Below are 14,569 nucleotides of genomic sequence, written 5' to 3'. Positions count from 1 at the left end.
CGATCGAGATCGGGTCGTCAGGCTGACAACAGCCGGGACATGCCGAGCTTCTAGGCGGACTTTCGCTGCGACCTGGCCGCCGGCTTCTTCGCCGCCGCTTCCTTCGCCGGCTTTTTTCCGGTGATCGGCATCAGCATCTCCTTCTGGCCCGCCGCCGCCTTGCGCGGCTTCTTGACGGGCTTTGCCGCTTTCGCCGGCGCTGCCTCCTTGCCCACGCTCCGCCGCAGCGCCTCCATCAAATCGACCACGTTCTCGCCTTTCGGCCGCTCTACCGGACGGATGGTCTTGCCGGCTCGCTTCTGATTAATCAGGTCGACAAGCGCGGACTCATAGTGGTCCTCGAATTTCTCGGGGTCGAACGTGCCCGTCTTCTGGTTGACGATATGCCTTGCGAGGTCGAGCATGTCCTTGGTGACTTTGACGTCCTGGATCTCGTCGAAGTATTCCTGCTCAGAGCGGACCTCGTAGGGGTAGCGCAGCAGCGTACCGACGAGACCCTTCTCCAACGGCTCGAGCGCGATAATGTGCTCGCGGTTCGTGAGAACAACGCGGCCGATCGCGACCTTGTCCATCTCCCGGATGGTCTCCCTGATCACCGCGAAGGCGTCGTGACCGACCTTGCCGTCGGGACGCAGGTAGTACGGACGGATCAGATAGCGCGGGTCGATGTCTGCCTTGTCGACGAACTCGTCGATCTCGATGGTCCGCGTCGACTCCAGCGCCAGCTCCTCGAGCTCCTCCTTGGTGACCTCGATGTACTTTGTCGAGTTCGTAGCCCTTGACTATGTCCTCATTCGCGACCTCGTCACCGGTATCGGCGTCGACCTTCACGTACTTGATCCGGTGACCGGTCGCTCGATTGAGCTGATTGAACGAGATCTTTTCGGATTCCGATGTCGCCGGGTAGAGAGCCACCGGACAGGTGACGAGCGACAGACGCAAGAAGCCTTTCCAGTTGGCTCTCGGGGCCATGGTGCGCAGAACTCCAGTTCGGGACGGCTCGGATTCAAGACGAACGACAGGGCATGGTTCCGACTGCATGGACGGGCCCCAAGAGGATATTTTTCACGCCGGCTATCGACTCTTTTGTTCTTGTTATGTTCTATTGAGGCATGACGGACCGACCCGCGAGCTGGCGCATGCCGAACCCAAAGGAGATGGACAAGATGGCCGCTCTCGCCGGCAGAAACGTGCCTCGAGAGCCCGGATTGTCTCCGGAAGCTGATCTGCCGCCGGAATACTGGCAGGCACTCCTGGACGACCCTCGCGCCGAGGCGAGGCCAGGCCCCTCCCGAGGGGCGCTGCGGCTGAGCCAAATTCCTCAACATATTCTGAGGGTGGGATGCCGGCGCTGCGGCAGGACTGTCGAGATCCAGAAGGTCGATGCCGCCCGCCTCTACGGTCCGGATGCGATTTGGCGGGACGTCGGCCAGCGTTTGCTGGACAACACATGCAAGCAGCGCACCGGCCGCCACGAGGAGGACGGCTGCTGGCCGTCGTACGACGTCTAGCCGGCGGCGACCATGGCGCCCAAGCACCACCCGACCCCGCTCTCCGGAGGCGACCGCAAGGCGCTCCAGAAGGAATTGGGGAAGGCCCGCGCGATGACGACGATTCTCGCCAGCCAGGCAGCCGAAGCCCGCGCCAAGGGCGAGGCCCTCATCAAGCAGGCCGACAGGCTCCTCAGCGAGTCTTGGAACGAACGGATGTGGGCGTCTGGCGGCCCGATCGACCCGTCGCCGGCGATCGACCAGGCCATCAACGGCGGTTTCGCGTGGCTAGAAATCGAGTGTTCGCGGTGCAAGACCCGGCGGGAGGTGGATCTGGCGACGATGCGTCATCCGCCGACAACCTTCGTGCACGACCTGGCAAGCCGGCTCCGCTGCAGCAAGTGCGCCAAGGCCAATCGCCGGCCAGCGGCGACGCTGCTACAGTTGGCGCAGCGCCCCCGCCAGGCCGCTCCGGAGACCTGACGATGTGCAACCTCTATTCCATCACCACCAATCAGGCCGCCATCAGCGCGCTCTTCCGCGTGGTCAACCGGTACGTCGGTAACCTCGCGCCGATGCCCGGCGTGTTTCCTGACTACAAGGCGCCGATCGTCCGGACGGGCCCCGACGGCCGCGAGCTCGCGACCGCGCGCTGGGGCATGCCGTCGTCCTCGAAGGCGCTGATGGACGCCACCAAGAAGCGCGCCGAGAAGCTGCAAGCCAAGGGCAAGACGGTCGACTTCAAGGAATTGCTCCGGATGGAGCCGGATTCCGGAACCACCAACATCCGCAACGTGAAAAGCAAGCACTGGACGCGATGGCTCGGCGTCGAAAACCGTTGCGTGGTGCCGTTCAACAGCTTCAGCGAGTTCAACAAGGCCGAGGGCGGTGACATCTGGTTCGCGCTCGACGAGAGCCGTCCCCTCGCGTGCTTCGCCGGCATATGGGCCAACTGGACGTCGGTCCGGAAGATCAAGGAGGGCGAGACCAACAACGACCTTTACGCGTTCCTGACGACGGAGGCGAACACGGAAGTCTTCGCCATCCACCCGAAGGCGATGCCCGTGATCCTGACCACGCCGGAAGAGGTCGAGATCTGGATGACCGCTCCAGCGGAGGAAGCCCTGAAGCTGCAGCGACCGCTCCCGGACGGCACACTGAGAATCGTGGCGCGTGGGGCGAAAGAGGATCAAGCTGCTACATGAAACTCGCTGAGACCCGTCCCTACGCCAATCCAGAAAGCCGCGGTCCGCAAACTGGTGGAGTTAGCGACCGGTGTCGCGCCGGTTCAGGACGGGCGATTCATATCGAGAAGATCAACGCGCCATTCCTGTTCACGCTCAAGGCAAAAAGCAGCGAGGTCGGTGCCGGCCTCGAGTTCGCTCTCGAGCCCGGCTGGCTCGAGCTGCACGAAAGCGGCACCTATGTGTGGATACTGGCGCAAGGCATCGACCTGTTTCCGCGTCAGTAAAGCAACAGCACCGATAGCCACGCCGCCAGCGACGCACAGAGACCGATCCCCAGATAAGGCAATGCAAGGCGCATCGGCTTCCCTCCGAGACGCGAAATATATTGCGAGCATCGCATACCTGCGAGCGGCCGACCACGAATCTACGGTTGCGTCGAACCACTTGGAACCACCGGCCTCGCAGGCCAATTGTTAACCTGCCAAGCATCGCCGCCGATGCTGGCGGAGCGGCCCCGGTCTACTTGCCCCAAAGCCCCCCCAACCGGGGCCGTCTCTCCGACCTCCACAAGCGGCACGTGAGGACTGCTATGCCACGGTATTATTTCCACGTTCATCATGGCCACATCGAACTAGACCGCGAGGGTGAGGAATTGCCGGACAAGCATGCGGCTTGGCGAGAAGCGACGGTGACGGCGGGACAGATTCTGCAAGGCCTCGATGGCAGCCTGCGCCCACAGGAGGATTGGAGCATGGAGGTCGTGGACGAATTTCAGAACCCGCTTTACACGCTGCGTATCAGCGCCGAGAAGCCGAAGTGACGAAACTTCTGATAGTCGCGGCAATCATCCTCACGGCGCTCATTGCGTTTTCGGTGTGGGTGATTGCGTTATGACCTTCGAGACATCGGGTTCTTCGAGACCGTTTGCTTGCTGACATTCACAGGGCATGCCCGCCCCGCATTGACAGCCCCTATCATCCCAAGTCTGGAACGGGTGGTTTTCACAGACCCAGCCCAGCCCGAAGCAGATCTGACAATCGGGATCTATCAGGTGACCAACTCCAACGGGCGGTCGGCACGGAATTTCTTGTAGTCGCTGATGGCCTTGTTCGAGAGCATCAAGACGCGACGCTCTCCGCGACGAACCAGTGTTTCCACCGACTCCAGCAGAATCTGGCTCGCAATCGTCGGATCGCCGAGGTCACCAGTGCGCTCAAGGTAATCCCAGGCGATCTGAATCGAATTCTCCATGACGACGGGTAAGGGTTCACTCATGGAAAGGAAACGGGGTCTAAGGCCGTGTGTTCCTGAATTCCCGGCAAAGGTCGAATTTGAACCCGTCTCAAACAGGCCCCATCGCGTTCTGCTGCCGTGGGGAGGGCACGCCGGTGTCGTCGAGGCGGACGTCGGCGGATCGCCGGCACCGCGTTTTGCACGGGAATGCGGAACACGTGGACAACCCGAAGCCACTGCATTTCGGAATCCCTGACCCGTGCTAACCGCCAGGAACGAGCCGGCGGTCCAAAGGATTCGTCCCGGCAGGAGCTATCCCGATGCTGATGACGACAGAACGACGGTCGGCGACCCGTACGCTGCGCGGCTGGGCCATCCATGTGCTGCAGGAGGCGGGCGCCATCCACGAATGCGAGGAGCATGGCTGGGCCAAGGAACTTGCCGATCCGCACGCGCGCGAGCACGCGTTTGACATCGCTAAGCAAGATCCGCCCGACGGCTTGTCTCCGGATCAGGCGGTCGCTGAAGTTTGTGAAGTGCTGGACTCCATCGGCGACACCTGCCCCGAGTGCCTGCCCGACAATCCTTGAGCCGAAGAGCATCGCGACATTGGCCTTCGACGCTCTTGTTCCGTGCCAGGAACAACGATTCTCATTTCGACGAAATAATCGAAACAAACCGCTGCTCTCATAGGTTGGTCCGGGCGTGGGGTTTGTATCCGAAGTAGTTTTCATTCCCGGGGCTGGCTTTGAGCGCACCTAATTTTTTTCTCGTCAATCAGACTTTGCAAAGGGCCCTCTAGCGGGGCCTTTTTCTTATTGGCACTCAGAACGAGGAGCGGGCCCGCGACCGAAAGAACGAACTCATCGATCGGGCGGAGGGCGCCCCACGGTCGGTGTCGACCGGCGCTACCCGCGTGGAAGTCGCACGCCCGACATCGCCGCCCAGCCGACGACCTCCTTCAGCGTGCGCCGGCCGACGCCAGCGACCGCAAACAGGTCGCGCTGCGTCAGTGGCCGGAGATTTTCGGAGGTCGCGGGGCGACCTGCCAACGCAGCGCGCACGGCGTTCTGCGCGCGAGCGGTCAATCCGGTCAGTGTCACTTCGTCCTTCCTCTCACCCGTCGCGGATCCCGCCGCGGACTCCGGCCCTGGCTCGCGCCGGCTTAGACGAGCCGACAAGTTCAGTTCTCGAGCACGGTCTGGACCGCTCGATCGAGGGCGTCCAGTTGAAACGGTTTTCGGAGCATGGGCCGATCCTTGAAGTCCTCCGGCAAGCCGTCCTCCCCGTAGCCGCTGGCGAAGATGAACGGCAACGCTCTTTTCACCAGGACCTCGGCGACAGGCGTGCTCTTGGGGCCTCCCAAATTTATGTCGAGGATCGCGATATCGAACGCCGCATCGGACGCGACCCTCACGGCATCCTCGAGGCTTCCGGCCTCGGCGACGACGACGTGGCCGAGCTCCTCGATCATGTCCACGAGCATCATGCGGATCAGGGCTTCGTCCTCGACGACGAGGAAGGATATCCGGGGTTGGCTCACTTGAATCCTTTGAGAACGATGCGCGCCCGCAGAAAGAGCCCTGGCGTCATGCCGACTTCGAGGAGGGCTTTTCATTCTCGAAGAAGGTCTGGTGAAGCAGGCAACGCGGCGGGACTCGTTCTGGCCCAGATGGCAAACGACCCCGCCCGATGGGTCGAGGTCGCCGACCTGTGGGGGCCAGGTTTCGCTCCCGACTAGTGGGGGGCAATGCCGGGAGCGAACACTCGACGTGCTGGCCCGCCGATCGTTCCTCACGTAGCGTGCGGGACACGGCCGGCCCCGGTCGAGGCCGGCCAAGCCAGGGTCAATCGATCTCTTCGATGACGCGGCGTTCCTGCGGCTCGACGATGTAGGTGTGGCTGTCGCGGTTGATGTACCGATACTCGCGGAGGGTCGGCGCATCGCGATAGACCTCCTCGGGGAAGGACTCGACTTCCACGCCCTCGGGCACGCGCTCTCCTCTGCGGATCTCGGTCCGCACCGCACTACCCGTCGTCTGACGCTCGCGCTCCACAGGGCGGGCCTTGGCGTGCTTCCGGATCACTTCGCGATCGCGATCGCTGAACGTCACCTTGCGCTGTTCGGTCCGCGGCGGCGCGGCGGCGGTCGAGCGACCGGAATACGGGAGGACCGCGACGATCTGGTAGCTCGAAGGTTCGACGATGACGATCTCGTCCTTCACCAGTACAAAGTTGTAGCCCCGATACTGGGGCACGACCTCGACCACCTCGGCCGGCAACGGCTGGAGCCGCACGTCGCGCGGCACCGCGACGCCGACGGAAAGCGAGAAGTTCACGCGGTCGAGCGGCCGCACATCGAGATGCGAGATCGATTGGCTGATGCGCGTGCGCTGCTGATCGTTGATGTTGACCGAAGCGTTCACGTTAGTGCTCGACGAGCGATCGGCCGCGTTCTGCTGGTTGGCGGGCTGCTGGGCGGTATTCGTCGACCCGGTGCCCGTGGGCGATTGCGCCTGGTTGCTGTTCGACGCAGGGTTCGCGTTCTGCGCGTTGCCGTTCGAAGGCGTGTTGGTCTGCGCCTGGCTGGAGGGTGGGTTCGCCTGGTTCGCGGGCTGGCCGGTCTGCGCCTGGCCACCGGAAGAGGGCGTTTGTGCGGTGTTCGCGCCGGAGGCGGTGTTGGCCCCCTGACCGGATGCGTTCTGGCTGGAAGCCGGTGCCTGGGTCTGAGCGGGGCTCGACGACGGGTTGGCCGGCTGAGCGCTGCCTGAAGAGGTCGTCGACTGGGTCGACGTCGTGCTCGATGGCGGCGGGGTCGTGTTGGAATCCTGCTGACGCTGCGTCGGCGGATTCGTGTTCGAGGTGGTGGGGGACGATTGCGCGAACGCGGAAGTGGCGATCGCAACCGCGGCCGTAGTGGCCAGCAATAGACGCATGTTCATGGGATACTCCCTCATTGTTAGGCCCAGACAACCTTGGTTGCCGCCTTGAGTTCCAACTCGGGATGTTTCGGCAATCAGCACGACGCTTAGAGCCAAAATGCTGCGCCGGCGAAGAGGAAGTGGTCAGAATTCGGATTTTTGACGCGAATCCACAATCGGGAAAAACCGGAACTTTCCGCCGCGATTTCGGTTGGCGATTACTACTGCGAAGTAGCTTAAAATCATTGGAGGAATGGACATGAAAAAACTGATCGTCTGCGGCGCTCTCGCCGCCTTCGCTCTCGGCACCCAGGCGGCCAGCGCCGCCGAGTTCTACGTGGTTCGCGATGCCACCACCAAGAAGTGTACGGTCGTGGACACCAAGCCCACCTCGACGACCACCACCATCGTCGACAACGGCACCTACAAGACCAAGACCGAAGCCGAGAGCGGCATGAAGACCACAAAGGTCTGCACCGAGCAGTAAGCCCCGCGGGCCCGAGCGGCCCACGGACACTCATTTGGACAACCAAAGGAGGACATCATGCCCGTATTGCTGTTGTGGGCTGTGCCTGCCGTCATCGTCGTCGGCGGTGCAGGCTATTGGTTGGTTCACATGCACTGAGCGAGCGATACCCTCGCTCGAACGGCCCGTCCGGCATCGGACGGGCCGTTCTGCTGTCTGCGTCCCGGCCGAAGCCTCGCCCAGCTCGTCAGGAAGCATTGGCGCGGGCTCGCGCCCGGGCGGCGCGGCGACGCTGAAGTCGATTGGTTCGACCGAGACGTACGGAGGGCGGAAGGCGGGGCCCGGTGCCCGCTGGAGGCTCTTCAAGTGCACTTGCCCCATGGAAAGGCTCCGCTTCGGAAGGCCTGGCTTCCATGAGGGCGAGGACGGCTCGTCCCTTCCCGGTAATTCGCCAGCCGCCGTCGAGTCTCTCGATCAAAGCTTGCGAGAAGATGTCCAGTTCGGGAACGCGCGCCGCCAGGCGCTTGGTGCGGTCGGCCCAGTCCCGGCCGCTGGTCGCAAGGATCGCCATATCGCGCTTGAGATCGGCCATGGTCGCGAAGCCACCGGGGTAGCTCACCAGGATCTTCAGCACGGTCACCTGGAAGTTCACGTCCCGGCTCCTCGCCACGCGTCACATCGAGTTGGACGGCCCCGCTTATCCGTCAAAGTCTACGTCCTGTTCATCTCTCCCGGCAAACTTCCCGCCGAGGATCATCCCGACGTGAAAGCTCTTCTTCTGAGGACGGCAACCATTGCCGCTTTTTCCCGTTGTTATCCGGGCAGTTAGGAAAGGAGAAGCTCGATGAAGAAGATTGCAATGGTGGCGGCTATGGTCGGCGCTCTGGGCGTCGGCTCGGTCGCAACGACATCGCCCGCCGAAGCCCATTGGCGGGGCGGGTGGGGTCCGGGCATCGCAGGCGGACTGATCGCGGGTGCGGTGATCGGCGGCGTCGCCTCTTCGGCGTACGGCTGGGGCCCGGGCTACGGCTACTACGGCCGCCCAGGCTACTACGGCGCCGGGTATTACGGCGGGCCCTACGCCTACGACGATGGATACGATGCGCCCTATCGGTGGGGAGGCTATGCCACCAGGACCTACTACTCGGCACCGGTGTCCTACGGCTACCGGTACCGTCGGGTCGTCAGGCCGGCGTACGCCTACTACGGGGGCGGATACCCGGTTGTACGGCACCGCTGGCATCATCATTGGTGAATCACGACGACGTTCGGGCCGCGCTCCGGACGGACGCGGCCCGTCCGTTTGCAGGCGCTGCAGGTCACCACCAGCTACCTGCAAGGAATTCGCGCCGCTCCGAGGCCATCCGTCGGTCCGGCGTCATCATCGAAGGCTTGGCTGCGGTCTTTTTGCGAAGACGATTCTCGGCACGCTTGCGGACCGGTGCCTCGCTTTTCGTGGCGGACGGGGACGGTGCTGCAGCCATCGCGGACAGGACATCGCCCGAGGCATGTTCCACCGCTTCCGGAATGGGGTCTACGTTCGCCAACGCCGGCGCAGCGGTGCGTGTCCGCGTGTCGAATACTATCTTCTCCGGAAGGCTACGCGCCGAGTGGATCCGGATGATGGTCTTGTCCGGATCGGAAGCATGCCCGGTCTCGGGCGGCATCGGCAGGTACCGGTCGATCGCAAAAAGCAGGGCGACGAGCACACTGCCGACGAAAACGAAATATCTTATGATCGGCATGGACCGCCGCTCGCAGTTTGGCTTGTCGGCGGATGGCGGGCCCGTTTCAGGGCCCGCCGCGGCGAAACTATTCGACCTCTTGGACCACCGTCCGGGTCGACGGATCGACGAGCATCACGCGCTCGCCCGAGTAGACGTAGCGGTACTTGGTCAACGAAGGACCCCACTCGGCGGGAACCGCCTCGAGTTCGACTTCGCGTGGGACCGGCGCGCCGACGACGATCTTCTCGCGGCTCTCGATCGGCCTGATCTTATGCTCCGTGACGTAGGAGCGGATCTTGGTGCGATACTCGGGCTCGATCTGAACCGCAGCGGTGTGTCCGGTGCCCGTGGTCGTGACGACGGTGGACTGTGCCATAGCGCCGCTCGAGAGCAGCGCAGCGGCGGCGGTAATCAGCAGCAATTTCTTCATCATGTTCTCCTTGCCGCTTGATGCGACGCAGCGAGAACCTTGACCCCGCCACCGAAGTTCCTGAGCAACGATAGATTTTTGCCGCTTTTTCCCGACGCGCCACTGTTCGATGGTCAAGCCGCCTGGGAGTTTGGGCCGTCCTGTACTATCGGAGTGCAGAGCGTCCTGACGATGCCGCCGGCAGCATCGAACCAGAATTTCGTGCTCACAACGGCACCGTCGTAATCGCGATAGTCGAGCCGAATGCAGTCCTGCTCCGGATAGACTTCGTCGAGCACGAATGAAGTCGACGTTGCGCCGCGCAGCTTGGCCGCCCAGTAACGACATAGACCGGGCCGCCCGACGAATCGTTCTCCAGTGCAGCAATCGAGCGTCGCCTGATATGCATACAGCGCAAGCAAGTCCTCGAGACGGCGCTCGCGGCATGCGTCCAACCAATCGATCACGATTGCGATGGGATCGAAGTCAGTTCCCGACATGGTCCACCTTTCAGTTGTCCCCGGTGGCAGGGTCTGATTAGGCCGCACGACTTGAATGGTCGATGAACCGCCGGTTCTGCTCCCGTTTAGGTCCCGCGCACGTCCGCGTCGTAAGAGATCGGAAGGCTGCAGCGCACGATGGTTTGCTCGTCTTCGCGCGCGAACTGGAGGTTGCCATGGAGAGCGCGCACGCGTTCGGACATGCCGGTCAGTCCGCGACCGAATTTGATATCTGGCGTACTGCGCCCATCATCCGCGATTTCGATCAGCACGCTATTGCCCTCGATTCTCGCCGCGACATCCATCGTGGAAGCGTCGGCATGGCGGAGCACGTTGGTGACGCCTTCCTGAACGACGCGGTACACCGTCTGCGACAGCAGATCGTCGAGAGCGTCAAGACGATCATCGATCCGCGAGCGGATACGGAGGCCGGGAGCCTGCTGTCCGACGTCGCGCAACAGTGCCTCTAGACTTTCGCGGAGCCCGAGTTCTGCGAGATAGAGGGGGCTCAATCCCTGGAGAATCCGCTTGTTGGCCTGCTGCAGGGCTTCTGCCGCGTCGACGATGCCCTGTACGGGCCTGCCGAGGCCTCCCGCGTCGTCAGAAATCGCGGCGGCGTTGGCCCGGATGGCAAACAGAAGCGGGCCCATCTCGTCGTGAATTTCGCGCGCCATGCGACGGCGTTCGTCGTCCTGCAGCGAGACGAGCCGGCGCAGCAGGTCACGGTTGTCCCGGCTGAGGTCTTTCAAGGTCAAGGCAAGGCGATTCGCCTCCTGGCAGAATCTCCGGATTTCAGGAGGGCCGACCAGCGGGATGACCGTGTCGTAGTCCCCCTCGCGCATCTGGACCAAGCCAGCACCCAGACGCTCCATCGGAACGATGGCCCTGCCGGCGATCAGGTGCGCGCCGAACGCGGCCAGGAGCATCGGCAACGAGCCCGTCGACAGGATGGCGACGAAGCCCACCCACTTTTCCCAGATGTCGGCGGAGAGGTCCGGAACAAAGGCGATGTCGCCAGCGTGTGCAGGGCCGACGTTGACTGGATAGCTCTTCGCCAGGTCGGGGATCGTGAGGTTGGAGACGAACCAGGCGGGCACGCCGCTACCCTTGCCGCGCAACGGCGGCATCGGCTCACTTATCCCCACGGGAACAAATCTGATCGCCTCAACATTCCCGAGCCCGTTGCTGAAGGCGTCGAGCGTCTGCTCCGGATTGCGCGAGGCTTCCAGAGCTAAATTGAGGGCTCTCGCCACGGCGCGAGCGGCCCCGGACTCCTGTTCATTTTCGTACTCGAATTGATCGGGAGAGAAGACGAGAAGCGCGACCGATCCGGACACCAGCGCGCTCAGGATCATCAGAGCGATCGGCAGCAACAACCTCTGCCGGAAGGAAAGACCATTCCATAACTTGCGCACTTCGTGCTCCTCGATCCGGTCGACGATCCCGCTCGGCTATTTGGAAACCAATACTGCGCCCGCGACGTTCTCCACAACTGAGGAGGCAACGGCGTGAAAGAGGACGAGATCGACATGCGGATACTGATTGTCGACGACCATCCGGTTGTCGTGACGGGCTGCCGGGCCTTGTTCACGTCGGATCCCTCGGTCGAGATCCTGGAGGCTTCCGATGCGAAGGCGGGCCACCGCGCCTACCTGCAGAGCCATCCCGACGTCACGGTCGTGGACGTAAAGCTTCCCGATCTCACCGGCTTCGAGCTGACGCGGCGCATCCGCAAGGACGATCCGGCCGCCAAGATCGTCATCCTGAGCGTGAGCGACGATCCGGCATTCGTGGTGCGCGCCGTCGAATTGGGCGTCCAGGGGTATGTCTCCAAAAGTGACGATCCGCGGCTCCTTGCGAAGGCGATCAGGAAGGTCGCAGCGGGCGAACGCTTCGTCTCGCCCAGATTGGCCGAAGCCACGACCTTCGCCGGCGCGGCGGTCAAGGCCAGTCCCTTGACGCAGATGAGCGCACGCGAACTCGAGATCCTGAGGCTCCTGGGCCGGGGCGACCGGATCACCGAAGTGGCATCCGAACTTGGCGTCTCCTACAAGACCGTCGCTAACACGACCTCGACGCTCAAGACCAAGCTCGGCGCCAAAAACCATTCGGACCTCGTCCGGATCGCCGTCGAGATCGACCTGCATTGACGAAGGGGGGTCAACCCGTTCTCTCGCGCAAGCGACGGAACGAGCAGCAGCCCAGGTTCGTATGGACAAAACCGCTCTCCAGAGCCTAGCAAACCAGGGAATGGTCAACAGCTTGGGTTTGACGATACGGAACAGACGATCGACGACCAACTCGGCTGTCAGGATGAACGTCTGATCCATGCGTAACCGGATATCGCGACCGGTGCGGTTTCAGCAATCCCCGTCGGGACACTCCGGGCACGTGTCGCCGATCGAATCCAGGACATCGCGGACTTCCGCCACCGCGTCCCGCTCCGCGGCCGGTTGGTGACGCTCAACTGATCACGTTCAAGGAGCCGCAAGCTACTTACCCTCGTTGCTCGCGAGAAAGTCCGGCATCTCTGCGAGCCTTGCGGTCAGTTCCGAATTTCGAAATGGCTTCGTCAATCGGGCAAACGATGGGTCCATCCCGTCCTCCTCGGCGTAACCGGATATGATCAGCAATGGAAGGCTTGGTCGGCGAGCGCGCAAAGCTCTGGCCAATTCGACACCCGTCATGCCGGGCATGAGATGATCGGTCACGACGAGATCCGGCCGAAGTCCGTCATCGATCAGTCGGAGGGCCTCCTCGCCGGAGGATGCTTCAACCACGTCGTAGCCAAGATCCATCAGCATATCCGCCGTACTCAAGCGGACCATCTCCTCGTCGTCGACCAACATCGCCGTCCCCAACCCTGCCCGACCGGCGGCTCCGCGGACAGACCCGGCTTGCTCGCCGGCCATGACGGAGCTGATGGGAAACCAGAGGTCCACGACCGTCCCCTCGCCCAATCGACTTGTGATCGTGAGCGCGCCATCGAGTTGCAGCGCAAGTCCGTGCACCATGGAAAGCCCGAGGCCCGTGCCTTTTCCGATGCCCTTCGTCGAAAAGAACGGTTCGATGGCGCGCGCAAGCGTCGCCTCGTCCATGCCGCTTCCGGTATCCTCGACGGAGAGCCGCACGTAGTGGCCCTGACGCAGCTTCGAGCGGTGACCTGGACGCACCGACTCGCGGGCCGCCGAAATGGTCAAGGTCCCGCCTTCGGGCATGGCGTCCCGCGCGTTGACGGCCAAGTTGAGCAGCGCCATCTCAAGTTGGTTCAGATCGGCAAGGGCGGGCGGAAGATCATCCGACAGCGCCAGCCGCAACGCGATGCGCGGGCCCGACGTACTGGCGATGAGGCCCGCCATGCCGTTCACAAGACGCCTCACGTCGATGGCCGTGGGCTGGAGAGGCTGTCGCCGCGCAAACGCCAGCAGGCGCTGAACCAAGGTCTTCGCCCGCTCCGCCGACTGCAGCGCTCCTTGGATCAGACGGCGCTCCCTGTCGCTACCCACCTCCCGCCGTACCAGCATATCGAGGCCGCCGATGATCGGGGTCAGCAGGTTGTTGAAGTCGTGCGCCACTCCGCCAGTCAATTGGCCCATGGCGTCGAGCTTCTGGCTTTGGCGCAGCACCTCCTGCGCCTCGGCAAGTTCGGCCTGTTGTTCCTTAGATGCCGACACGTCTCGGCCACTGCAGTAAATCTGATCGCCTTCGGGAACGGCGATCCACGAAATCCAGCGGTATCCCCCCGTCTTTGTCCTGCAGCGGTTCTCCATGCGAAGCACAGCATCGCCCTGCCTTAAGGTCTCCAGAGCGGAAGCCGTCGCCTCGCGATCGTCCGGGTGGACCAGCTCCAAGAAAGGGAGTTGCCCGATCTCTTCCTCACTCCACCCGAGCGTCCGGCTCCAGGCCGGATTCGTGCTTGTGAAAACGCCATTGAGGTCCGCTACGCCCAGCAGTTCCGGACTGAGCCGCCATGTTTGGCCGCGCACGTGCGAACGCTCGAGAACCTGAAGCTCGAGTTCGGCGTTCAACGAGCGAAGCTGCGTTTCGCTTGCCCGCAGCGCGGCTTCGGTGTTCCGAAGCTGATCGATGATGGCCTGCTGTTGTTGGGCCACCCTGTCATTGGCGGCCATCTCGCCCTGCAAGCGAACCAGATCGGTCACTTCCTCGACCCTGTGGATGACGAGAGCCACCTCCCCATCAGCACCGAAAACAGGAGTGTTGATCGGATTCCACCATCTCTCGACGAAAACGCCGGCGGCGTCGCTCAAGGCATAGCGCTGCACCGGCATCACGTCGGTCTTCTTGGTGGCAAGCACGCGTTGCAGCGATCGCGTGAGGTTGCGGACGCCGTCCGCCTCGGGCTGGTCGGGATCGTCCGGAAACACGTCGAAAAGCTTCCGCCCCAGGTTTTGCTCGCGCGTCGTGTCCGTCGCCTTGAGCCTCGCCTCGTTCGCCGCCACGATGGTCCAGTCCGGTGGGGCGATCACCAGCAGGGGCGTAGGCGACGCGTCGAACACGGCTTGATAGTCGGGGGATGATACCGGCGCCGTTGTGTTTTCTGGAGCGCCGAGGCCGGTGGCAGGGCGTTTGTCGGTCAAGGTGTCGGACTCCACTCATGGTTTTCAGGCGCAAATGG

19 protein-coding genes and 1 pseudogene are annotated in these 14,569 nt (G+C 63.0%); 9 read left to right on the top strand and 11 right to left on the bottom strand.

The features are described 5' to 3' along the window. Positions 1-50: 50 nt before the first annotated feature. A pseudogene (gene ku, locus AB7290_RS40975) lies at positions 51-972 on the bottom strand (non-homologous end joining protein Ku). Between the two features lie 167 nt (positions 973-1,139). Between ku and AB7290_RS40970 the strand changes: the two are divergent. The 5 genes from AB7290_RS40970 to AB7290_RS40950 all read left to right on the top strand — a co-directional run bounded on the left by AB7290_RS40970 (position 1,140) and on the right by AB7290_RS40950 (position 3,497). Then, positions 1,140-1,511, top strand: a complete 372-nt coding sequence (locus AB7290_RS40970) for a hypothetical protein (RefSeq protein ID WP_354102099.1) — start codon at positions 1,140-1,142, stop codon at positions 1,509-1,511. Positions 1,512-1,523: 12 nt separating this feature from the next. Then, positions 1,524-1,973 (top strand): hypothetical protein, encoded by a 450-nt coding sequence (locus AB7290_RS40965; RefSeq protein ID WP_354102100.1) that lies wholly within the window; start codon positions 1,524-1,526, stop codon positions 1,971-1,973. Between the two features lie 2 nt (positions 1,974-1,975). Then, positions 1,976-2,695 (top strand): SOS response-associated peptidase, encoded by a 720-nt coding sequence (locus AB7290_RS40960; RefSeq protein WP_354102101.1) that lies wholly within the window; start codon positions 1,976-1,978, stop codon positions 2,693-2,695. Next, entirely contained in the window at positions 2,692-2,961 is a 270-nt protein-coding gene (locus tag AB7290_RS40955; RefSeq protein WP_354102102.1) for a hypothetical protein, read from the top strand. Before AB7290_RS40960 ends, AB7290_RS40955 begins: the two co-directional genes overlap by 4 nt. A 305-nt stretch (positions 2,962-3,266) precedes the next feature. Further along, positions 3,267-3,497, top strand: a complete 231-nt coding sequence (locus AB7290_RS40950; protein WP_354102103.1) for a DUF6894 family protein — start codon at positions 3,267-3,269, stop codon at positions 3,495-3,497. Positions 3,498-3,724: 227 nt separating this feature from the next. Here AB7290_RS40950 and AB7290_RS40945 read toward each other — a convergent pair whose 3' ends face one another. Further along, positions 3,725-3,952 (bottom strand): hypothetical protein, encoded by a 228-nt coding sequence (locus AB7290_RS40945; RefSeq protein ID WP_441254425.1) that lies wholly within the window; start codon positions 3,950-3,952, stop codon positions 3,725-3,727. A gap of 278 nt (positions 3,953-4,230) precedes the next feature. On the opposite strand from AB7290_RS40945, the gene AB7290_RS40940 reads away from it, so the two are divergent. Further along, complete coding sequence (locus AB7290_RS40940; RefSeq protein WP_354102105.1) at positions 4,231-4,500, top strand: hypothetical protein; 270 nt, start codon at positions 4,231-4,233, stop codon at positions 4,498-4,500. A gap of 318 nt (positions 4,501-4,818) precedes the next feature. Here the strand turns inward: AB7290_RS40940 and AB7290_RS40935 are convergent, their stop codons facing one another. From AB7290_RS40935 to AB7290_RS40925, 3 genes are all read right to left on the bottom strand, one after another. Next, positions 4,819-5,013, bottom strand: coding sequence for a hypothetical protein (locus AB7290_RS40935; RefSeq protein ID WP_354102106.1), 195 nt, complete (start codon positions 5,011-5,013; stop codon positions 4,819-4,821). An 80-nt stretch (positions 5,014-5,093) separates the two neighbouring features. Next, entirely contained in the window at positions 5,094-5,453 is a 360-nt protein-coding gene (locus AB7290_RS40930) for a response regulator (RefSeq protein WP_354102107.1), read from the bottom strand. A 304-nt stretch (positions 5,454-5,757) separates the two neighbouring features. Continuing rightward, positions 5,758-6,852, bottom strand: a complete 1,095-nt coding sequence (locus AB7290_RS40925) for a DUF1236 domain-containing protein (RefSeq protein WP_354102108.1) — start codon at positions 6,850-6,852, stop codon at positions 5,758-5,760. A gap of 238 nt (positions 6,853-7,090) precedes the next feature. Here AB7290_RS40925 and AB7290_RS40920 point away from each other — a divergent pair, with 238 nt between their 5' ends. Then, a complete protein-coding gene (locus AB7290_RS40920; RefSeq protein ID WP_354102109.1) occupies positions 7,091-7,318 on the top strand; it encodes a hypothetical protein in 228 nt (75 codons plus the stop codon). Between the two features lie 226 nt (positions 7,319-7,544). Here the strand turns inward: AB7290_RS40920 and AB7290_RS40915 are convergent, their stop codons facing one another. Further along, a complete protein-coding gene (locus tag AB7290_RS40915) occupies positions 7,545-7,949 on the bottom strand; it encodes a hypothetical protein (protein WP_354102110.1) in 405 nt (134 codons plus the stop codon). Between the two features lie 192 nt (positions 7,950-8,141). On the opposite strand from AB7290_RS40915, the gene AB7290_RS40910 reads away from it, so the two are divergent. Then, the gene (locus AB7290_RS40910) at positions 8,142-8,552 is read left to right on the top strand and encodes a hypothetical protein (RefSeq protein WP_354102111.1); all 411 of its coding nucleotides are present in this window, start codon (positions 8,142-8,144) and stop codon (positions 8,550-8,552) included. Between the two features lie 64 nt (positions 8,553-8,616). Here AB7290_RS40910 and AB7290_RS40905 read toward each other — a convergent pair whose 3' ends face one another. From AB7290_RS40905 to AB7290_RS40890, 4 genes are all read right to left on the bottom strand, one after another. Next, positions 8,617-9,042, bottom strand: coding sequence for a hypothetical protein (locus AB7290_RS40905; protein WP_354102112.1), 426 nt, complete (start codon positions 9,040-9,042; stop codon positions 8,617-8,619). Between the two features lie 67 nt (positions 9,043-9,109). After that, complete coding sequence (locus AB7290_RS40900; RefSeq protein ID WP_354102113.1) at positions 9,110-9,454, bottom strand: DUF1236 domain-containing protein; 345 nt, start codon at positions 9,452-9,454, stop codon at positions 9,110-9,112. A gap of 113 nt (positions 9,455-9,567) precedes the next feature. Continuing rightward, the gene (locus AB7290_RS40895; protein ID WP_354102114.1) at positions 9,568-9,933 is read right to left on the bottom strand and encodes a hypothetical protein; all 366 of its coding nucleotides are present in this window, start codon (positions 9,931-9,933) and stop codon (positions 9,568-9,570) included. A gap of 86 nt (positions 9,934-10,019) precedes the next feature. Beyond that, on the bottom strand, positions 10,020-11,348 hold the full coding sequence (locus AB7290_RS40890) for a histidine kinase (RefSeq protein ID WP_354102115.1): 1,329 nt from the start codon (positions 11,346-11,348) through the stop codon (positions 10,020-10,022). 114 nt (positions 11,349-11,462) lie between these two features. Between AB7290_RS40890 and AB7290_RS40885 the strand changes: the two genes are divergently transcribed. Then, entirely contained in the window at positions 11,463-12,083 is a 621-nt protein-coding gene (locus tag AB7290_RS40885; protein WP_354102165.1) for a response regulator transcription factor, read from the top strand. Positions 12,084-12,425: 342 nt separating this feature from the next. On the opposite strand, the gene AB7290_RS40880 is transcribed toward AB7290_RS40885, so the two are convergent. Then, positions 12,426-14,531: a PAS domain-containing protein gene (locus tag AB7290_RS40880; RefSeq protein ID WP_441254421.1), complete on the bottom strand. Its 2,106-nt coding sequence runs from the start codon at positions 14,529-14,531 to the stop codon at positions 12,426-12,428. Between the last annotated feature and the right edge of the window lie 38 nt (positions 14,532-14,569).

This window comes from Bradyrhizobium sp. 613_E4_N2_2 (assembly GCF_052075995.1).
Taxonomy (GTDB): Bacteria; Pseudomonadota; Alphaproteobacteria; order Rhizobiales; family Xanthobacteraceae; genus Bradyrhizobium; species Bradyrhizobium barranii.
The sequence above is the reverse complement of the archived record's forward strand: the minus strand, read 5'-3'. Positions and strand labels throughout refer to the sequence as shown.